Source organism: Serratia sp. X3 (assembly GCF_014982455.1).
Classification (GTDB): Bacteria; Pseudomonadota; Gammaproteobacteria; order Enterobacterales; family Enterobacteriaceae; genus Serratia; species Serratia ureilytica.
Map to the genome: position 1 here is coordinate 215,452 of NZ_JADCNB010000005.1, position 19,409 is coordinate 234,860.

The 19,409-nt window shown below is 59.9% G+C and carries 23 protein-coding genes; 13 read left to right on the plus strand and 10 right to left on the minus strand.

From position 1 onward, the window contains the following. Nucleotides 1-12: 12 nt before the first annotated feature. From mlaD to mlaF, 3 genes are read right to left on the minus strand one after another with little or no spacing between them, the layout of a single operon-like run. Entirely contained in the window at nucleotides 13-561 is a 549-nt protein-coding gene (gene mlaD / locus IMX17_RS19395) for an outer membrane lipid asymmetry maintenance protein MlaD (RefSeq protein ID WP_046897243.1), read from the minus strand. Nucleotides 562-565: 4 nt separating this feature from the next. Next, a complete protein-coding gene (gene mlaE / locus IMX17_RS19400) occupies nucleotides 566-1,348 on the minus strand; it encodes a lipid asymmetry maintenance ABC transporter permease subunit MlaE (RefSeq protein ID WP_033644495.1) in 783 nt (260 codons plus the stop codon). A gap of 4 nt (nucleotides 1,349-1,352) precedes the next feature. Beyond that, entirely contained in the window at nucleotides 1,353-2,168 is an 816-nt protein-coding gene (gene mlaF / locus IMX17_RS19405) for a phospholipid ABC transporter ATP-binding protein MlaF (protein ID WP_033644494.1), read from the minus strand. A 302-nt stretch (nucleotides 2,169-2,470) separates the two neighbouring features. Here mlaF and IMX17_RS19410 point away from each other — a divergent pair, with 302 nt between their 5' ends. The 13 genes from IMX17_RS19410 to IMX17_RS19470 all read left to right on the plus strand — a co-directional run bounded on the left by IMX17_RS19410 (nucleotide 2,471) and on the right by IMX17_RS19470 (nucleotide 11,528). Further along, entirely contained in the window at nucleotides 2,471-3,448 is a 978-nt protein-coding gene (locus IMX17_RS19410) for a calcium/sodium antiporter (protein ID WP_033644493.1), read from the plus strand. 16 nt (nucleotides 3,449-3,464) lie between these two features. Then, nucleotides 3,465-4,451: an arabinose-5-phosphate isomerase KdsD gene (gene kdsD, locus IMX17_RS19415; RefSeq protein WP_046897241.1), complete on the plus strand. Its 987-nt coding sequence runs from the start codon at nucleotides 3,465-3,467 to the stop codon at nucleotides 4,449-4,451. A 17-nt stretch (nucleotides 4,452-4,468) separates the two neighbouring features. Beyond that, nucleotides 4,469-5,023 carry a 3-deoxy-manno-octulosonate-8-phosphatase KdsC gene (kdsC, locus tag IMX17_RS19420; RefSeq protein WP_021505108.1) on the plus strand — a complete coding sequence of 185 codons (555 nt, stop codon included), beginning with the start codon at nucleotides 4,469-4,471 and terminating at the stop codon, nucleotides 5,021-5,023. After that, the gene (gene lptC / locus IMX17_RS19425; protein ID WP_033644491.1) at nucleotides 5,020-5,598 is read left to right on the plus strand and encodes an LPS export ABC transporter periplasmic protein LptC; all 579 of its coding nucleotides are present in this window, start codon (nucleotides 5,020-5,022) and stop codon (nucleotides 5,596-5,598) included. Before kdsC ends, lptC begins: the two co-directional genes overlap by 4 nt. Next, nucleotides 5,567-6,106 carry a lipopolysaccharide ABC transporter substrate-binding protein LptA gene (gene lptA / locus IMX17_RS19430; protein WP_025160121.1) on the plus strand — a complete coding sequence of 180 codons (540 nt, stop codon included), beginning with the start codon at nucleotides 5,567-5,569 and terminating at the stop codon, nucleotides 6,104-6,106. Before lptC ends, lptA begins: the two co-directional genes overlap by 32 nt. A 6-nt stretch (nucleotides 6,107-6,112) precedes the next feature. Next, the gene (gene lptB / locus IMX17_RS19435; protein WP_004937040.1) at nucleotides 6,113-6,838 is read left to right on the plus strand and encodes an LPS export ABC transporter ATP-binding protein; all 726 of its coding nucleotides are present in this window, start codon (nucleotides 6,113-6,115) and stop codon (nucleotides 6,836-6,838) included. A gap of 52 nt (nucleotides 6,839-6,890) precedes the next feature. Further along, a complete protein-coding gene (gene rpoN, locus IMX17_RS19440) occupies nucleotides 6,891-8,324 on the plus strand; it encodes an RNA polymerase factor sigma-54 (RefSeq protein ID WP_004937039.1) in 1,434 nt (477 codons plus the stop codon). Between the two features lie 23 nt (nucleotides 8,325-8,347). After that, complete coding sequence (hpf, locus tag IMX17_RS19445; RefSeq protein WP_004937038.1) at nucleotides 8,348-8,635, plus strand: ribosome hibernation promoting factor; 288 nt, start codon at nucleotides 8,348-8,350, stop codon at nucleotides 8,633-8,635. A gap of 155 nt (nucleotides 8,636-8,790) precedes the next feature. Then, the gene (ptsN, locus tag IMX17_RS19450) at nucleotides 8,791-9,252 is read left to right on the plus strand and encodes a PTS IIA-like nitrogen regulatory protein PtsN (RefSeq protein ID WP_016930212.1); all 462 of its coding nucleotides are present in this window, start codon (nucleotides 8,791-8,793) and stop codon (nucleotides 9,250-9,252) included. Between the two features lie 127 nt (nucleotides 9,253-9,379). Continuing rightward, nucleotides 9,380-10,234, plus strand: coding sequence for an RNase adapter RapZ (gene rapZ, locus IMX17_RS19455; RefSeq protein ID WP_015379177.1), 855 nt, complete (start codon nucleotides 9,380-9,382; stop codon nucleotides 10,232-10,234). Then, nucleotides 10,231-10,503, plus strand: a complete 273-nt coding sequence (npr, locus tag IMX17_RS19460; protein ID WP_004937034.1) for a PTS phosphocarrier protein NPr — start codon at nucleotides 10,231-10,233, stop codon at nucleotides 10,501-10,503. The genes rapZ and npr overlap by 4 nt, the downstream gene beginning before the upstream one ends. A gap of 294 nt (nucleotides 10,504-10,797) precedes the next feature. Then, nucleotides 10,798-11,109 (plus strand): type II toxin-antitoxin system HigB family toxin, encoded by a 312-nt coding sequence (locus IMX17_RS19465; protein ID WP_046897240.1) that lies wholly within the window; start codon nucleotides 10,798-10,800, stop codon nucleotides 11,107-11,109. Beyond that, a complete protein-coding gene (locus IMX17_RS19470; protein ID WP_182265462.1) occupies nucleotides 11,106-11,528 on the plus strand; it encodes a type II toxin-antitoxin system HigA family antitoxin in 423 nt (140 codons plus the stop codon). The genes IMX17_RS19465 and IMX17_RS19470 overlap by 4 nt, the downstream gene beginning before the upstream one ends. Nucleotides 11,529-11,532: 4 nt before the next feature. Here the strand turns inward: IMX17_RS19470 and IMX17_RS19475 are convergent, their stop codons facing one another. The 7 genes from IMX17_RS19475 to IMX17_RS19505 all read right to left on the minus strand — a co-directional run bounded on the left by IMX17_RS19475 (nucleotide 11,533) and on the right by IMX17_RS19505 (nucleotide 19,407). After that, on the minus strand, nucleotides 11,533-13,449 hold the full coding sequence (locus tag IMX17_RS19475) for a transcription antiterminator (protein ID WP_033644486.1): 1,917 nt from the start codon (nucleotides 13,447-13,449) through the stop codon (nucleotides 11,533-11,535). 51 nt (nucleotides 13,450-13,500) lie between these two features. After that, the gene (locus tag IMX17_RS19480; RefSeq protein ID WP_046897239.1) at nucleotides 13,501-14,715 is read right to left on the minus strand and encodes a lactonase family protein; all 1,215 of its coding nucleotides are present in this window, start codon (nucleotides 14,713-14,715) and stop codon (nucleotides 13,501-13,503) included. A gap of 211 nt (nucleotides 14,716-14,926) precedes the next feature. Beyond that, the gene (locus IMX17_RS19485; RefSeq protein ID WP_046897238.1) at nucleotides 14,927-15,667 is read right to left on the minus strand and encodes a KDGP aldolase family protein; all 741 of its coding nucleotides are present in this window, start codon (nucleotides 15,665-15,667) and stop codon (nucleotides 14,927-14,929) included. Next, nucleotides 15,664-16,782 carry a DgaE family pyridoxal phosphate-dependent ammonia lyase gene (locus IMX17_RS19490; RefSeq protein ID WP_046897237.1) on the minus strand — a complete coding sequence of 373 codons (1,119 nt, stop codon included), beginning with the start codon at nucleotides 16,780-16,782 and terminating at the stop codon, nucleotides 15,664-15,666. Before IMX17_RS19490 ends, IMX17_RS19485 begins: the two co-directional genes overlap by 4 nt. Next, a complete protein-coding gene (locus IMX17_RS19495) occupies nucleotides 16,766-17,905 on the minus strand; it encodes an amidohydrolase/deacetylase family metallohydrolase (protein ID WP_046897236.1) in 1,140 nt (379 codons plus the stop codon). Before IMX17_RS19495 ends, IMX17_RS19490 begins: the two co-directional genes overlap by 17 nt. Nucleotides 17,906-17,968: 63 nt before the next feature. Further along, nucleotides 17,969-18,619 (minus strand): DUF4310 family protein, encoded by a 651-nt coding sequence (locus IMX17_RS19500; RefSeq protein ID WP_004937013.1) that lies wholly within the window; start codon nucleotides 18,617-18,619, stop codon nucleotides 17,969-17,971. A gap of 11 nt (nucleotides 18,620-18,630) precedes the next feature. Then, a complete protein-coding gene (locus IMX17_RS19505; protein ID WP_004937006.1) occupies nucleotides 18,631-19,407 on the minus strand; it encodes a DUF4311 domain-containing protein in 777 nt (258 codons plus the stop codon). Between the last annotated feature and the right edge of the window lie 2 nt (nucleotides 19,408-19,409).

The window sequence follows — 19,409 nt, forward strand, 5'->3', positions numbered from 1 at the left end:
AGGTATCCTCTCTTAATGATTTGGAACAGCGGGTTGCGGTGCAGCGCCGGCAGCCGGCTCAGCGGCCGCGTCTCCCGGTTTGGCGCTGTCCTGACCGCCGCTTTTATACAGGAACTGGCCGATCAGATCTTCCAGAACCATGGCTGATTTAGTGTCCTGAATGGTGCCGCCGTCTTTCAGAATGGTGGTGCCCATATCAGGATCTTCGAAGCCCACGTTAAGCGCCAGATATTGCTCGCCCAGCAGGCCGGAGGTGCGGATCGCCAGCGAGCTGGTATCCGGGATTTCGTTGTACTTTTTCTGGATATCGAGCGCCACGCGCGGCGTGTAGGTTTTCGGATCGAGTTCGATGTCGGCCACGCGGCCGATTACCACGCCGCCGATCTTCACCGGCGAACGCGGTTTCAGGCCGCCGATATTGTCGAACGTCGCGTAAACGCGGTAGGTCGGCTCGCTGCCGATCGATTTAAGGTTCGCCACCTGCAGGCAGATAAACACGATGGCGCACAGCGCGATCAGCATGAATGCCCCAACCCAGATTTCACTCTTCTTCGTTTGCATCGAATCAATTCCCAAACATCAGTGCGGTCAGCACGAAATCCAATCCCAACACCGCCAGTGACGAATGCACCACGGTACGCGTCGTCGCCCGGCTAATCCCTTCAGAGGTAGGCACGGCGTCATACCCGTTGAAAATGGCAATCCAGGTTACGGTAATGGCGAACACCACGCTCTTGATCAAGCAGTTGAGCAGATCTTTTTTCCACTCTACGGCGCCCTGCATCGCCGACCAGAAGAAGCCGCTGTCGATGCCCTTCCAATCCACGCCGACCACCGAGCCGCCCCAAATGCCGATCGCCACGAAGATGATGGTCAACAACGGCATGCTAATCATCCCCGCCCAGAAACGCGGCGCCACGATGCGCCGCAGCGGATCGACCGCCATCATTTCCAGGCTGGAGATCTGTTCCGTCGCCTTCATCAGGCCGATTTCCGCCGTGAGCGCGGAACCGGCGCGGCCGGCGAACAGCAGCGCCGTCACCACCGGCCCCAGCTCGCGCAGCAGCGACAGCGCCACCATCATGCCGAGGCTGGCTTCAGCGCTGTAGGTGGTAAGCACGATATACCCCTGCAGGCCCAGCACCATGCCGATAAACAGCCCGGAAACCATGATGATCAGCAGCGACTGCACGCCGACGCTGTAAAGCTGTTTTAACAACAGCGGCCACTGCTTGCCGGGTTCCGGCCGGCCAATCAATGCGTTGAACAGCATCAACCCGGCGCGGCCGAAGCTGGCGCTGGTGTTGATGCCACTGCGCCCCAGAGACGCTAACGCTCTTAATAACATGAGCTTATTTACTCCCTAAGCCTAGCAGTTCAGTCTGATAATCCCCGGCCGGATAGCGGAACGGCACCGGTCCATCCGCTATACCATCCAGGAACTGGCGCACGCGCGCATCAGGATTGTTCTGCAATTGCTGCGTGGTGCCTTCGGCAATCACCCGGTGATCGGCCACGATATAGGCGTAGTCGGCGATGCTCAGCACCTCCGGCACGTCGTGCGACACCACGATGCAGGTAATGCCCAGCGCATGGTTCAACTCGTCGATCAGCTTGACCAGCACCCCCATGGTGATCGGATCCTGGCCGACGAAGGGCTCATCGAACATGATCATTTCCGGGTCCAGCGCGATCGCGCGCGCCAACGCCGCCCGGCGCGCCATGCCGCCGGAGAGTTCATTGGGCATCAGCTGCGCCGCACCGCGTAACCCGACCGCTTCCAGCTTCATCAGCACCGTGCTGCGCAGCAGGGGCTCAGGCAGGTTGCTGTGCTCACGCAACGGGTAGGCCACGTTTTCGAATACGGTCAAATCGGTGAACAGCGCGCCCGACTGGAACAGCATGCTCATCTTTTTGCGCGCGTCGTACAACTGACGACGGGACAACGCGGGAATGTTGTCGCCGTCAAACCAAATCTCCCCGCGGTCCGGCGTCAGCTGACCGCCGATCAGACGCAGCAGCGTGGTTTTGCCGATGCCCGACGGCCCCATGATCGCCGTGATCTTACCGCGAGGCACCGTCAGGTTGATGTCTTCAAATATCCGCCGGTCGCCGCGCGAGAAGCTCATGTCGCGCACTTCGACCAAATTATCTGCCTTTTGGAGCATGTTAATGGACCCTTTACGACTCATCTTTTGCTGAATCTACCCGTGATGTTAAAGCAATGGGCGCAATCCGTCTCATCTTTACAAAAACTTACTGCCATTTCGCAACCAATGATGCCATTGGTTTTACTTTTCCGCGCCACCCGGTCAAAATTGGCGCCATAACGAAAAAAAACGAAAGTGTTCAACAATTAGCCGGGAAAAACCGTTGCTGCGCTCAAGCGCACGCACCGGAGGGCAAGCAATACCGCCGCATTGACGGCTTTAACCAACGAACCGGGATAATACCCGACAAAGGACCCTGCATGTTTCTCGCAATAGCATTATTAATCGTTGGTTTATTTCTACTGGTGTATGGTGCAGACCGCTTAGTTTATGGTGCTGCCGTGATTTCCCGTTCGCTTGGCGTGCCGCCGTTGATCATCGGCATGACCATCGTCGGCATCGGCACTTCACTGCCGGAGCTGATCGTGTCCACCACCGCCGCGCTGAACGGGCAGATAGATATGGCCGTTGGCAACGTATTAGGTTCCAACATCACCAACATTTTATTGATCCTGGGCGTAGCGGCGCTGATTCACCCGCTGGCTGCACGATCGGAAATACTGCGGCGCGAACTGCCGCTGATGTTAGCGGTCACAGTATTGTGCGGTTTCGTATTGATGGACGGCACCCTGAGCAGGCTGGACGGCGTGCTTCTGCTGACCGCCGCCGCCGGTTTCATCCTGCTGATGCTGAAAATCGCCCGGCTGGCGCAGCGCGAGGGCAGCGACAGCCTGACCATGGAGCAGATCGCCGAACTGCCGCAGGACAGCAGCAATACCGTGGCGGTGCTGTGGCTGGTGCTGGCGTTTATCATTCTGCCGCTCTCTTCCAGAATGGTGGTCGATAACGCGACGGTGATCGCGCACTATTTCGGCCTGAGCGAACTGGTGGTCGGCTTGACCATTATCGCCATCGGCACCAGCCTGCCCGAGCTGGCCACGTCCATCGCCGGCGCATTAAAGGGCGAAGATGATATGGCGATTGGCAATATCATCGGCTCCAATATTTTCAACACGGTGATCGTGCTGGGCGTCCCCGCCCTGCTGTCGCCGGGCAGCGTGGACGCCGCCGCCTTCCAGCGCGATTACTGGGTGATGCTGGCGGCCAGCGTGCTGCTAAGCGTGCTGTGCATCGGCCGCAAACACCGCATCGGCCACCTGGCCGGCGCGCTGTTATTATGCGGCTTTATTGCGTATCTTGCGGTGCTGTTCTTTAACCCTTTCAGTACTTTCGGCTAAACCGACGGGAATGAGTATGTCGAACATTGAGTTGCAACCGGGCTTCGATTTTCAACAGGCCGGCAAAGAAGTGCTTCAGATAGAGCGTGACGGGCTGGCTCAGCTCGACAGCTACATCAACGCAGACTTCACCCGCGCCTGCGAAACGATCGCCGCCTGCGGCGGCAAAGTGGTGGTGATGGGCATGGGCAAATCCGGCCATATCGGCTGCAAGATCGCCGCGACCTTCGCCAGCACCGGCACCCCCTCATTCTTCGTTCACCCGGCGGAAGCCAGCCATGGCGATTTGGGCATGGTCACTGCGCAGGATATCGTGCTCGCCATCTCCAACTCCGGTGAGTCCAGCGAGATCCTGGCGCTGATCCCGGTGTTGAAACGGCAGCGGATCACCCTCATCTGCATGACCAACAATCCGGAAAGTTCGATGGGCAAGGCGGCGGACATCCACCTGTGCATCAAGGTGCCGCAGGAGGCCTGCCCGCTGGGGCTGGCGCCGACCACCAGCACCACCGCCACGCTGGTGATGGGCGATGCGCTGGCCGTCGCGCTGCTGAAGGCGCGCGGTTTCACGCCGGAAGATTTCGCGCTGTCGCATCCGGGCGGCGCACTTGGCCGCAAGTTGCTGCTGCGAGTTAGCGATATCATGCACAGCGGCGACGAAATGCCCCACGTCAGCGCCGACGCCTCATTGCGCGACGCGCTGCTGGAAATCACCCGCAAAAATCTGGGTCTGACGGTGATCTGCGACGATCTGATGAAAATCGCCGGCATCTTTACCGATGGCGACCTGCGCCGGGTGTTCGACATGGGCATCAACCTGCACGAAGCCAAGATCGCCGATGTCATGACGCCGGGCGGCGTGCGGGTACGTCCCAATCTCTTGGCGGTCGATGCGCTGAATCTGATGCAGCAACGTCACATCACCGCGCTGCTGGTTGCCGATGGCGACCAGTTGCTGGGTGTGGTACATATGCATGACATGCTGCGCGCCGGCGTCGTTTAATTAAGGAATAGAACGGAATGGGTATGGTAGAAACCTGCTACGGGCCGGTAGAACAAGAGGTTATGGCGCGTGCCGGGAACATCCGCCTGTTGATTTGCGATGTTGACGGCGTACTGTCGGACGGCCTGATCTTCATGGGCAACAACGGTGAAGAATTGAAGGCGTTCAACGTGCGCGACGGTTACGGCATCCGCTGTCTGAAAACCTCCGACATCGAGGTGGCGATCATTACCGGTCGCTCCGCCAAGCTGCTGGAAGACCGCGCGCAAACGCTCGGCATCACCCATCTGTATCAGGGGCAATCCGATAAGCTTTTGGCCTTCCGCGAACTGTTGGATAAACTGTCGTTAACAGCGGATCAGGTCGCCTATATCGGCGATGACCTGATCGACTGGCCGGTGATGGCGCAGGTGGGCCTGGCGGTCGCGGTCGCGGACGCCCATCCGCTGCTGACGCCGCGTGCCCACTACGTCACCCGCATTGCCGGCGGCCGCGGCGCGGTGCGCGAACTGTGCGACATCATTCTTTTGGCTCAAAATAAGCTGGAGGACGCCAAAGGGCTGTCGATATGAGTAAAACCAAACTTTGGATCACCATCCTGTTGACGGTGATCGTTCTGGCGCTGATCGGCTGGAACATGACGGACTTCAGCGACGATACGGCTCCTGGTCCGGCTAACGATCAGGATCCGACCTACCAGAGCCAGCACACGGTCACCGTGGTGTACAATCCGGCCGGTAAACTGAATTATAAGCTGGTGGCGGAAGACGCGAAGTATTACACCGCCGGCGAGCTGAGCTGGTTCACCCAGCCGGTGATGACGCTGTTCGACGAGAATGCTGTGGCCACCTGGTCAGTTCGCGCCGATCGCGCCAAACTGACGAAAGACCGGATGCTGTATCTGTATGGCCACGTCGAGGTAAACAGCCTGACCACCACCTCGCAGCTGGAAAAAATTAAGACGGACAACGCTCAGGTAAACCTGGTCACCCAGGACGTCACCTCCGATGACGAAGTCACGCTTTACGGGACCAATTTTACCTCTAACGGCATGAAAATGCGTGGGAACCTGCGGACCAAAACCGCTGAGCTGATTGATAAGGTTAAGACCAACTATGAAATCCAGAACCAAAAACCAACTCCGTAATCTGTTGATCGGCAGCTTAGTTTTGGCCGCCAGCGCCCCTGCACTGGCGCTGAAATCCGACTCCAGCCAGCCGGTCAGCATCGACTCGCTCAAGCAGTCGTTGGACATGCAAAGCAACGTCAGCACCTTTACTGACAACGTGGTGATCAAACAGGGCACCATCGATATCCGCGCCGACAAGGTGGTGGTCACCCGTCCGGGCGGAGATCAGAATAAGACCTATATTGAAGCGTTCGGCAACCCGGTAACCTTCTACCAGATGCAGGACAGCGGCAAGCCGGTCAAAGGCCACGCGCAGAAAGTGCGTTACGACGTGGCGACCCAGCTGGTGACCCTGACGGGCAACGCCTATCTGGAGCAGCTCGACAGCAACGTGAAAGGCGATCGCATCACCTATCTGGTGCAACAGCAGCAAATGCAGGCGTTTAGCGACAAAGGCAAGCGCGTGACAACGGTTCTGGTACCGTCGCAGTTGCAAGACAAAAACGGGCAAAAAAAGAGTAACTAATCACTTATGGCAACACTCATCGCAGAAAACCTGGCGAAAGCCTACAAGGGCCGTAAAGTTGTCGAAGACGTCAGCCTGAAAGTGAAATCCGGCGAGATCGTCGGCCTGCTCGGCCCGAACGGCGCCGGTAAAACCACCACCTTCTACATGGTGGTCGGCATCGTGCCGCGCGACGCCGGGCGCATCGTGATCGACGAGGAAGACATCAGCCTGTTGCCGCTGCACGCCCGTGCGCGCCGCGGCATCGGTTACCTGCCGCAGGAAGCGTCGATCTTCCGCCGACTGAGCGTGTACGACAACCTGATGGCGGTGTTGGAGATCCGTCCCGATCTCACCAGCGAACAGCGCGAAGACCGCGCCAAAGAGCTGATGGAAGAGTTCCATATCTCCCATCTGCGCGACAGCCTCGGCCAGGCGCTGTCCGGCGGTGAACGCCGCCGCGTCGAAATCGCCCGCGCGCTGGCGGCCAACCCGAAATTCATTCTGCTGGACGAACCCTTCGCCGGGGTGGATCCGATTTCCGTTATCGATATCAAGAAAATCATCGAGCACCTGCGTGACAGCGGCCTGGGCGTGCTGATCACCGACCACAACGTGCGCGAGACGCTGGACGTGTGTGAACGCGCCTACATCGTCAGCCAGGGCAAACTGATTGCCCACGGCACGCCGGATGCTATTCTGGCCGACGAGCAGGTTAAACGCGTTTATCTGGGCGAAGAGTTCCGCCTCTAAGCGCCGGCGCGTCCTGCAGGACGACACCGTTAACGGAAGTAGACAGAAAATTATGAAGCAAGGTTTGCAACTCAGGCTCAGCCAACAGCTGGCCATGACACCTCAGCTCCAGCAGGCGATCCGCCTGCTGCAGTTGTCCACGCTTGAGCTTCAGCAAGAGATCCAGCTGGCGCTGGAGAGCAATCCGCTGCTTGAACAGACCGATCTGCACGACGAAATCGACGCCAAAGAAACCCAGGAGACCGAGGGGCTCGATACCCGCGAAGCCTTGGAGCAGAAAGACATGCCGGAAGAGCTGCCGCTGGACGCCACCTGGGATGAAATCTATACCGCGGGCACGCCGTCCGGCACCGGCACCGACTACAGCGACGACGAGCTGCCGGTCTATCAGGGCGAGACCACCCAAACGCTGCAGGATTATCTGATGTGGCAGGTGGATCTGACGCCGTTTTCTGATACCGACGCCGCCATCGCCACTTCCATCGTCGACGCGGTGGATGACACCGGCTATCTCACCGTCCCGCTGGAAGACATTCTGGAAAGCCTGGGCGACGAGAACGTGACCCTCGAGGAAGTCGAGGCGGTGCTGAAGCGCGTGCAGCGTTTTGATCCGATCGGCGTCGCCGCGCGCGATCTGCGCGATTGCCTGCTGGTGCAGCTCTCCCAATACGCCAAAGATACGCCTTATCTGGCCGAAGCGCGGCTGATCATCAGCGAGCATCTGGATCTGTTGGCCAACCACGACTTTCGCAGCCTGATGCGATCAACCCGGCTAAAAGAAGATACACTGAAAGAAGCGATGCTGCTGATTCAGTCGCTCGATCCGCGCCCGGGGCAGTCGATCAATACCGGCGAATCGGAATACGTCATTCCGGACGTGCTGGTGCGCAAGACGCAGAACAAATGGACGGTCGAGCTCAACGGCGACAGCGTGCCGCGTTTGAAGATCAATCAGCAGTACGCCGCGCTGGGTAACAGCGCCCGCAGCGAAGCCGACGGCCAGTTCATCCGCAGCAACCTGCAGGAAGCCAAGTGGCTGATTAAAAGCCTGGAGAGCCGCAACGAGACGTTGCTGAAGGTCACCCGCTGCATCGTCGATCAGCAGCAGGCGTTCTTCGAGCAAGGCGAAGAGTTTATGAAACCCATGGTGCTGGCGGATATCGCCCAGGCCGTGGAGATGCATGAATCGACGATCTCGCGCGTCACCACGCAGAAGTTTCTGCACAGCCCGCGCGGCATTTTCGAATTGAAATATTTCTTCTCCAGCCACGTGAATACCGACAGCGGCGGCGAAGCCTCCTCGACGGCGATCCGCGCGTTGGTGAAGAAATTGATTGCGGCGGAAAACCCCGCCAAACCACTCAGCGACAGCAAGCTGGCCACCCTGCTCGCCGATCAGGGGATCATCGTGGCACGGCGCACCGTCGCCAAGTACCGAGAGTCTTTGTCCATCCCGCCGTCGAACCAGCGTAAACAGTTGGTTTGACCTCTATTGAGAAGGAAGACACTATGCAGCTCAACATTACCGGACACCACATCGAAATCACCGATCCGTTGCGCGAGTTCGTGAACAACAAGTTCGCCAAACTCGAACAGTATTTTGATCGCATCAATCAGGTGTATGTTGTATTAAGTGTGGAAAAAGTGCAGCAAATTGCGGAAGCAACGGTGCACGTGAATGGAGGCGAGTTGCACGCCACCTCGGAAGACGAGAATATGTATGCCGCAATTGATACGCTGATCGACAAATTGGCACGTCAATTGAACAAACATAAAGACAAATTGAAGCAACACTGACACCCTAACCCATTCCATGAGGCGGCATCCGTCGCCGCCTCCCCCTTCGGCGCGTGACCCGCATGGGTGACGCGCCGAACGGTAATCAGGGTCAAAACCGACGAAAAACCGCCTTGCCGGGCACGCCCGGCGGCGCGGTTTTAAGTGAAGATGAGATGAACAACGAATATATGCAATTAAGCTCGGTGTTAAACATCGAGTGCACCAAAAGCTCGGTACACTGCACCAGCAAGAAGCGGGCTTTGGAAATTATCAGCGAACTGGCCGCCAAACAGCTCAACCTGCCTTCGCAGGTGGTGTTTGACGCGGTTCTCACCCGGGAGCGCATGGGCAGCACCGGTATCGGCAACGGTATCGCCATTCCCCACGGCAAACTGGAAGAGGACACACTGCGGGCCGTTGGCGTGTTTATCCGTCTCGACCAACCCATCGCTTTCGACGCTATCGACAACCAGCCGGTCGACCTGCTGTTCGCGCTGCTGGTGCCTGCCGATCAGTGCAAAACTCATTTGCATACGCTGTCGCTGGTCGCCAAACGCCTGGCCGACAAAACCGTATGCCGCCGCCTGCGCGCCGCGCAGAGCGACGAAGAACTTTACCAAATCATCACCGAGTGATGCCCGGCCGGCGTGACTTCCAGCCCGGATAACGATACTGTTTTACGATGATGGATCCGGCCACGGCCGGAATAACAAAGTTTAACGGTGGCGATGAACGCCGCCGCGATGCCAGGGGAGTTGCCACATGGTGCTGATGATTGTCAGCGGCCGTTCCGGTTCCGGAAAATCCGTCGCCTTGCGGGCGCTGGAAGACATGGGTTTTTACTGCGTTGACAACCTGCCGGTGGTGCTGCTGCCGCAGCTCGCCAATACGCTGGCGGAACGCAATATCTCCGCGGCGGTCAGCATCGACGTGCGCAACATGCCTGAATCACCGGAAGTGTTCGAATACGCGATGACTCAGCTGCCGGACAGCTTCTCGCCGCAGCTGCTGTTCCTCGACGCCGATCGCAACACGCTGATCCGCCGTTACAGCGACACCCGCCGCCTGCACCCGCTCTCCAGCAAAAACCTGTCGCTGGAAAGCGCCATCGACGAAGAGAGCGACCTGCTCGAACCGCTGCGCTCGCGGGCGGACCTGATTATCGACACCTCGGAAATGTCGGTGCATGAGCTGGCCGAAATGCTGCGCACCCGCCTGCTGGGCAAGCGCGAGCGCGAACTGACCATGGTGTTCGAATCCTTCGGCTTCAAACACGGTATCCCGATCGACGCCGACTACGTGTTCGACGTGCGCTTCCTGCCGAACCCGCACTGGGATCCGAAGCTGCGGCCGATGACCGGCCTGGACAAACCGGTGGCGTCGTTCCTCGATCGCCATACCGAAGTACACAACTTCATCTACCAGACCCGCAGCTATCTGGAACAGTGGCTGCCGATGCTGGAAACCAACAACCGCAGCTACCTGACGGTCGCCATCGGCTGTACCGGCGGCAAACACCGTTCGGTGTACGTGGCGGAACAGCTGGCCGATTACTTCCGCTCGCGCGGCAAGAACGTGCAATCGCGCCACCGCACGCTGGAAAAGCGCAAACAATGACGGTCAAACAGACGGTTGAAATCAAAAACAAGCTGGGCATGCACGCGCGCCCGGCGATGAAACTGTTCGAACTGGTGCAAAGCTTCGACGCCGAAGTGATGCTGCGCAACGAAAGCGGCACCGAAGCCGAAGCCAGCAGCGTCATCGCGCTGCTGATGCTGGACTCCGCCCAGGGTCGGCACATCGAAGTCGAAGCGACCGGCCCCGATGAAGTCAACGCGCTGGCGGCGGTGGTCGAGCTGTTCAACTCCGGGTTTGATGAAGATTAGCCGCTGAGACTCTTCCCATGCGTCGCCTCGGCGCATGTGTTGCCTCCGCCCCTCCCATAACGTAGCCCTCCCGTTTCTCATTTTGCGAATCCGCTTCCAGAATCAGCCGTAACCGCCTGTAAATTCACGTCATGGATTTACCCCCACCACGTTAATCGCAATAGTGTGTAACGCAAAAACAGACAACAGGCGGATGTTTCCCCACGCTTTGCTTGCGGGACAACAGAAAGTTTACAATTTGTGAACTTCACCGGCAGTCGCTATAATGTTCACCGGGTAGGAATCGAAGGAACGATGCATATCATTTCCAGGGAACCGTTCAATAACGCAACGAAGCAATATCCCAATGAAGCCACTGCTCTCGAGGCCATTTATAAAGCGTTGCGACGGGGCGAGTTCCGCACGCCGGACGAGTTAAAAGCGCTTTTTCCTTCGCTCGATCGTATGAAGCACAAAGAGAAATGGTGGGTCATTGACGTCGGCGGCAACCACCTGCGGATCTTGTTCTTTGCCAGCTTCGAGACACAGAAAGTCTTCATAAAGCATATCGTTAGCCACGCCGAATACGACAAGCTGATGCAGCACTATCGAAGGAGTTCGTCATGATTACAGATGCCATTAAGGCGGCCGATGCGCTACTGCGCGCCGTACCCTTATTGCAGGGCAGCCACGCTCAGCAAGACTACCGAGAAGCGCTCGAATTGGTGGAATATCTGCTGGAAAACGATGAACGCCATCCGCTGATTGACATGTTGGCAAAAAAAATCGCCGAATATGAAGACAACAGCGCCGAATTTACCGCATTCAACCAGCGTATCGCCCAACTCCCGCAAGGGGTGGCCGCGCTTCGCGTATTGATGGAACAGCACCAACTCAGCCAAAGTGATTTTGAACAGGAGATCGGCAAAAAGTCGTTGGTTAACCAAATCCTGAACGGCAAAAGATCGCTGACCATTCCGCACATTATGGCGCTGGCCAAACGCTTCAATCTGCCCCCAGCCCTGTTCCTGCCGGAAGCGGATTAGCCCCTCAACTCCGGCTCAGGCAGTCCAGCGCCACCGCTTTGAAGCTGTCGAAGCTGTCGCTGCCCAGCAGGCGGCTCATTGAGCGTTCACGCACGAAGGTGACGAACAGCTCGTAGATCGCCATCGCCTCTTCATAGTCACTCTTGCTGATCGCCAGCAGGAAAATCACGTGCGCGACTTCGCCCTCGCCCCAGGCGACGCCCTGCGGCGCCAGTAGCGTCACCACCACGGTCTTTTTCGCCAGCAGCCCCAGCGAGTGCGGCAGCGCGATGCCTTCGCCCAGCAGTGTGGAGACGATCGCCTCGCGTTCGACCACCGACGGATAAAAGTCCGCGCCGACGTACCCTTCCCGCTCCAGCTGGCCGCACACCCGGCTGAACAGTTCCGCCTGCGTCAGCGGCTCGTTGAGAACCATGAAATGCTCGGCGTCGAAGAACTTCTCCAGCATGTACGGCCTGGTGCGATCCACCAGCACCAGTTTGCCCAGTTGCTCCAGCTGATAATCGGTCGGGAACGGCGACATCACCACCACCGGCTTGTTCTTCTCGCCGATGCGGGCGTTAGAAATCACGAAGTCTTCGTCGATGTGCGCGAGCATCTCGTAATCGCGCAGCGAGACGATGCGCGTCATCACCAGCTGCGGGTACTTGCGCGCAATCTGCGCCTGGATCATGCGCACCGTCGAGTTGCCGGTGTCGCACACCAGCATCACCTGCGGGTGGCGTTCATAACCGATGTTGTAATGCCGCTCCAGCCCCACGCCGATGTGCAGCACCAGATAACCGATTTCGTTCTCGCTCAGCGTATAAGGCGTGTACTTGCCCCAGCTGGAGACCGCCGCCAGCGTCACGTCGTAAGCCATCGGATAGTGCTGCTTGATGTTGGCCAACAGCGGATTGGGGATGTTGATCTGGTATTTCACCCGCGTAATCATGGTCTTGATATGGGTAAGCAGATCGGCCCGCAACTGCTCGTCGCCCTGCAGGTTGTAGTTATAGTGTGCGTTGATGTAGGACAGGATGTAGTCCACCAGCGCTTCTTCATCGTCGGCGTTGATTTCGGTCGGCTGCACGTCCTGCACGCGGCGCGCGGCGATGTTGACCCGCAGATAGGCCTCTTCGGCCATCGAGATCTCTTTGCCGGAGGCCGCACGCAGCTCGGCCGCCAGGCGGGTCGACACCTGGCGCACCGCCTCGTCGCCGTCCTCCACCTCGAAGTCCGACAGCGGATAGCCATCGTTGATGCGCCGCAGCGCCACCGCGCAGTAGAAAATCAGGTACTGCTCGCCCTCGTCGGTCAGGCGAATGGCGTATTGCGACAGCAGCGGGTGCAGCAAGCCGGCGAACGCCGCCACCTGCGGCTGCAGCAGGATCTCGTTGTTGAGCAGCGGGTTCTCGGCGTCGGCCAACTGCAGCTGGAACAGCAGGTCGGTCAGGCAGGCGCGGATCGCCATCTCCGCGCCGAACAGCTTCATGCCGTAACGCGGCTTGGTTTCGATCGTTAATTGATAGTGCGCCAGACGCTCTCTCACCTCAGCCATGTCGTTTTGCAGCGTGCCGCGGCTGACGAACCACTCGTCAGCCAGATCTTCCAGTTTGAGGGAGAAGGCTGAGGTCAAAAAACGCACCAGCAGATAATGCACCCGCTCCTGCGCGCTGCGCGGGGTGGCGTGTTTGCGGCGCTCCTGATGCTGCAGGGCGCTGAACAGCGCAGCATTATCGACCTGCAAACGATAGCCGGCCCCGCGGCTATGCACGAAGCGCGCGCCGTATTTGTCCAGGATCTCGTTCAGCGCGGTGATATCCGCACGCACCGTGCGGGTGGACACGGCGAAACGCTTCGCCAGCTCATCCTGCGGCAAAGTCTCGGTTTGCAAAGCATCGAACAAGTAAGCCAAACGCGGGTAAGGAAATCGCACCATTCTGTGTCCGTCAATCAGGCGGCCCACCCGGCGAACCGGGCGGGCCACGGGTTACTTCGCCGGCGGCAGAAACGCCATTTGCGAGGGGCTGCCGATCGGCAGATAGCCGCCCACAAAGCTGAGTTTGCCGTCCGTCGGGTTGACGCTGAAGCGGGTGACGTTATCGCTGCGCTGGTTCAACGCATACAGATAGCGGCCATCCAAGCTCAGCGCCAGCGAACGCGGATAATCGCCACGCGTCCAGGTTTCCGCCACCGGTTTCAACTCACCGCCGGCGCCCACGCTGAACTGGGCAATGCTGTTATGCAGCCGGTTGGCGACGTACAGCGTGTCGCCGTTCTTGCTGAGCGCCAGCCCCGAAGCGAAGCTGGTGCCCTGATAGTCGGCGGGCAGCGCGGAAACCGCATGCAGTTGTTTCAGAGTACCTTTTTGGCGATCAAAACGGTAGCTGGTCAACGTCGAGGCCTCTTCGTTCACCAGCAGCACGGTGTTGCCGTCCGGATGGAACACAAAGTGACGCGGCCCCGCGCCGGCGGAAGAGGCGGCGATCCACGGCGGATCGTTCGGCGTCAGCCGGCCGCTCGCCGCGTCAAAGCGCCATTGGTAGATGCGATCCAACCCCAGATCGGTGGAGAACACGAACTTGCCGCTCGGATCGCTGGCGATCATATGAGCATGCGGGCCGTTGTGATCGCTGACGGCGAAGCTGCCGTTCACCGCGGCCGCCGGTTTAGCCGCGCCCGCCGGGCCCTGTTGCTGCTGCACCGAGCTGGCGGCGCCCAGGCTGCCGTCCGCTTCAATCGGGAAGACCGCCACGCTGCCGCTGACGTAGTTCGCCACCAGCAGATGCCGCCCGTCCGGCGTCGAGGTGAGATACACCGGCCCCGCCCCCTGCGAATCCACCTGGTTGAGCTGCGTCAGTGCGCCATCGGCCGGATTGATCCGGTAAGCGGTGATGCCGCCGTGCTTGCCGCCGTTGAAATCGGCCACTTCGCTGGCGACATACAGCGTCTTGCCATCGGCGCCCAACGTCAGCTGCGCCGGATTCGGCACGTTGCTGACCAGCGTGGCGTGGCTCAACGCGCCGCTGGCCGGATCGACCCGCACTCGGTAAACGCCTTCGCCGTTGGGATTGTAGGTGCCGATATAGGCAAAATGAGATGACGTGGAGTTCATTGCATCCTCAGCATGCAGCGCCGGGCCGGTCACGGCCAGCAGCGCCAGAAACAACGCGGCGCGTCGGGTTGGAACCTGCCAGTTTCGCATAGTAGTCCTCAGTATATACCCGTCATCTTTCAAGCCGCAGCGTTGTTGGCTGCCCACACTCACCCCAGTCACTTACTTAAGTAAGCTCCTGGGGCTCCTGCGCTTGCCGCCTAGCTGCAACTTGAAAGCTATAGGCTATAGGTAACGGCGCGGCATGCCGCGCCACGGGAAAACCTTCGCCTCCCTGCGTTTACCTCATCCCATTACGCGTTCAGCCCACCAGCTTTTTGGTCATCGCCAGCAGGGCTTTCACGTCCTGCGGCCGCGTGTCGCCACTGGCGGCGTCGATGATCGAGCTGTAGATATGCGGGATCACGCGTTTCACACCGGCCGCCAGCGCGATCTCGACGATCGGCTCGTAGTTTTCCAGATCGATGCCGCCGGTCGGCTCCAGCATAAAGTCATGCTCGGCACAGGCCTTGGCTACGTACTGGTATTCGTCCTTGCACTTCAGGCCCCCCATCGGGAAATACTTGATGGAGCTGCCGCCCATGTCCTTCAGCAGGGCGATGGCGGTTTCCACCGGCACGATGCCGTCCGCCGCCGCGGCGCTCAATGGGCCGGTAGAGATCTTCACCCAGCCGACGCGGCCGGTCGGCGACACCAGGCCATTGACCACGCTGTCGTTCTGGCCCAGCAGCGCGCGGCTGGCGCCGACGCCGGTAAACACCTGGTTAACGTGCTGCGGCTGCACCTGCTGAGCGATCAGGCTGACCATCGCCGACTGCTTCGGATCGCCGGCGCCCAGGCCGACCGAGAGCGCGTTTTCAATCAGGCGCGCATAGCGCAGCATGTCGGTCACCGCGCTGTCGACGTCCGGGTAGTTCTTGGAGAGCACGCCCACCAGCACATGCCCTTCCGCCGCGGCATAGATGTCCTGCGCGTTGGCTTTGGAACCGGCCAGCACGTTCAGGCAGACGCGGTCGCGATAGTAGTTAGGCTGCAGCTTCATGCTTGTTTCTCCGTAAACAGGTTCTTGATACAGCTAAAGACGGTCATCAGTTGCCGCTCGTCGACGCTGCGCACGTCGACTTCAATCTTGCCCTCGTTGGCCTTGTAGCCGCGGAAGTAGATGGCGATATCGCCGGTTTTCAACGCCTGGACGATGTCATAGGTCGACCGCCCCAGTACCGCTTCGTCGAAAGTGATCTCGGCGCGGGCGATATCGCGGCCGGCGCTGTCCCAGACGGTCTTGGCGCTGACGCCGGTCAGGGTGTTGAGGGCGTCGAGGAACGGCGTCATCCGCTCCACCATCTGTTGCCCGGTGGTTTTCTCAAGCGTCAGATAGCTTTCAATCGCCTGCGTCAGGCCGAGAATCCCCTCTTTGCCGACCTTCATCGCCCGGCCGATGCCGCCGGACTGCAGCTTCACCCACTCGACGTACTGTTTTTTGCCGATAACCAGGCCGCTGGTCGGCCCCTCGATGGCTTTGGCGCCGCTGTAGATCACCAGATCGGCCCCCATCTGGTAGTAACACATCAGATCTTCTTCCGCCGCGGCGTCGACGATCAGCGGCAGATTATGTTTGCGCGCCACCACCGCCGCCTGCTCGACGGACAGAATGCTTTTCTGCACGCAGTGGTGCGATTTGACGTACAGGATCGCCGCCGTCTGCGGCGTGATGCAGGCTTCAATCTGCTCCGGCGAACATTCGTTGGCGTAGCCCGCCTCCACCACCTTGCCGCCGCCCAGCGCCACCATGGTGTCCACCGGCGCGCCGAAGTTGACGTTGTGGCCGCGCGGCAGCACGATCTCGCGCGGCACGGCGATCGGCGCCGAATGCAGGTTCACCAGCAGATTGGCGTTATCTTTAACGATCACCGCCGCCACCGACTGGGCGATGCCCGCCGAGGCGCAAGAGACGATCACCGCGTCCTCCACGTTGAGCAGATCGGCGATATAGGCGCCGGTCTTGTTGACCAGATCCTTGATTTCGAAATAGTGGTTCAGGCCGTAATCAACGGCGTCGATCACGTCCTGGCGCGGCGTGGAAACGCCGAGAATGGTCATGCGGCCGGAGGTGTTGATCACCTGCTTCAAACCGTATTTTTCATAAATCGAAGACATGGCTTGCCTCCCCTTGTTCGGTTAATAGGATTTCCCCGGCCACCACCGCGGCCAGCGGCACCAGCAGCCGTTCGCCCTCGGCGGTTTGCCCTTCGGCGTCGGCGAATACCTGCGGTTCGCGGCGCAGCTCAAACAGCGTGAAATCGGCGTCATAGCCCGGCTCCAGCCGCCCTTTGCCGCTCAGCTGCAGCGCCGACGCGGCGTTCTCCGTCACGCAGGCGATCACCTGCGGCAGCGTCAGGCCGACGCTGAAGAATTTGGACATCACCGTCGCCAGGCTGTGCACCGGTCCGTTCATGCGGTTGCGGCAGTAAATATCGGAGCTGATGGTGTGCGGCAAAATGCCCAGCTTGATCGCCTGGCGCGCCACCTCGAAGCTGAAGCTGGCGGTGCCGTGCCCTACGTCGAGCAATACGCCGCGCCGCAGCGCGCGCTGGATAGACGCGCGCAGCGTGCCCGCCGGCGTCAGAATGCGGTTCGGTTTGCCGTTGTAGCAGTGGGTGATGATGTCGCCACGGGTCAGCAGATCGGCGATGTCGTCCAGATCCGGCGGATTGTTGCCGATATGCACCATCAGCGGCAGCCGACGGTTTTCCTGCTGGATCTCTTTGGCCAACACCAGCGGCCGGGTGCCGTTCTTGCCCACCACGCTGCTGCTCATGCGCGCCTTGATGCCGATGATGAAACCGGGATGGTTGGCGATGGCCTGGCCGGCCTCGCGCTTGTCGATGTCCGTCAACTCCGCCAGCTCGTTCTGCCGCAGCAGGCCGATACGCGAGATGTTGAGGAAGGCGAAAACGTTGGTTTTGGCGCTGCGCGTCAGCTGATAAAAGGCGTCGATATCGTCGGCGCCGGCGCTGCCGGCGTCGACCACGCTGGTGACGCCGCTGGCGACGCCGACCCGATCCGGCTCGTCATGGTAGATCGGCGATTCGGGATAGCAGTGCACGTGCGCATCGATCCAACCGGCGCTCAGGCGGCAGTTGCCCGCCAGATCCAGCTGGCGAACGGCACTGACGTCCGCCGCCAATCGCCCCACCGAGGCTATTTTGCCGTCTTTCACCGCCAGATCGATCAGCGTATCGTCCGCCAGTCTGGCGCCTCTGATTACTAAGTCATACATACCGCATTGCTCCTGTTAGCCCGGGCGCCGCCGCAGCCTCGGGCGGCGCCTGGCGCAGGCCTCTTAAGAAATGGCTACCGGGAAGATCGCCCCCAGGATCATCGCGCCGAGGATCGCTCCGCCGGTGATCGGTTTACCCCAGATATAGAACAGCAGCGCGCCGAGCAGCGAACCAATGCCGATCGGGATCGAGGCGGTCATCGCCGACAGGATGATCAACGGCCCGAGGAAGCGGCCCGAGGAGTTGCCCGCGCCCATCATCACGTCTGCCCCGTAGGTGGAGTTGCTCTGATTGATGGTGAATTTGCGCGCCAGAATGATCACATAACCGATCGCCAGGCCGATGATCAGGCCGGTGGCCAGCGAAGCGGCGAAGTTGGCGACCGGGAACACGATGCCGGCCCCCAAAAGCAGCGCCGGTACGCCCAGCCCGACGCCGGTCTGGATCGCGCCGCCGATGTCGAGGATGCCCACCAGCGAACCTTCGATGATGCGCGCGAACAGGAAGCTGGCGCCGAACGCCGCCACCGCGCCGTACACGCCGGTATCCATCCCCGCCCGCAGCATGGAGACGAAGGCCACTTCGTTAAAGGCGCCGATGCCGTACAGGTAGTACATGTGCGTCCCGGCGAACACGCCGGAGGACAGCAGGCCAACAAAAATCGGGAATGACCAGTCGGCGTACCAGAAGCCTTTTTGGGTTTGCTCTTCCATCATCCCGCTCCTTATTTACCGCTCAGGGTGTTGTGAATGGCGTCCAGCCAGCCCGGCACGCCGAGGCTGAAGGACTCGAGAACTTTCATGTCGAAGCCGCGGAAGAAGCCGCTCAGCACGAACAGCAGCACGATCACCGCCATCATGATCTTGGTGATTTTGTTCCAGCCGCTCTCTTCGACGCCTTTGCCGATCAGAATGCCCAGCACCAGGCCCGGTACGGCGTTGCCCATGATCAGCTGCGCCAGGCCGCCGAAAATGGTGCCCCAGAAGCCGGAACGGCGCCCGGCGTCGATCGCCGCCAGCCAGAAGATCACCGGCATCACGGTGTTCACCAGCAGGTTGGCTGCCGGCACCAGCACCTTGATCGCGGTGACCTGCAGCGCGGCAGGCACGGCGGAAGCGGTGGTATTGAGGAACGCCACCACCAGCATGCCGATGATGCCGCAGGCGATGGCCATTTTTTTCGGATCGTGCAGCGTTTGCGCCAGATTGCGGTTCTTGACCATCAGGGCCGCCGCGCCCCAGTGCGGGATGATGCGGTGATCGACGTCCTGCGTGAAGGAGCCCGCCGCCACGGAAGACGCCCAGGCGTTGAAGAAGAAGCCCAGACCGAATGAGAAGTGGGAAGCCGGATCGCCCTCGCAGGAGTTCAGCTCGCCCAGGGTGCGAAACGCCCCCATGCCCTGTGTTGTCGGCGCGTGGAACATGCGTGCAGCGCCGGCCCCTACGCCGACCCCCACCAGCCCACCGATAATAATCGATTTAAATAAGATGATTAAAAACATCA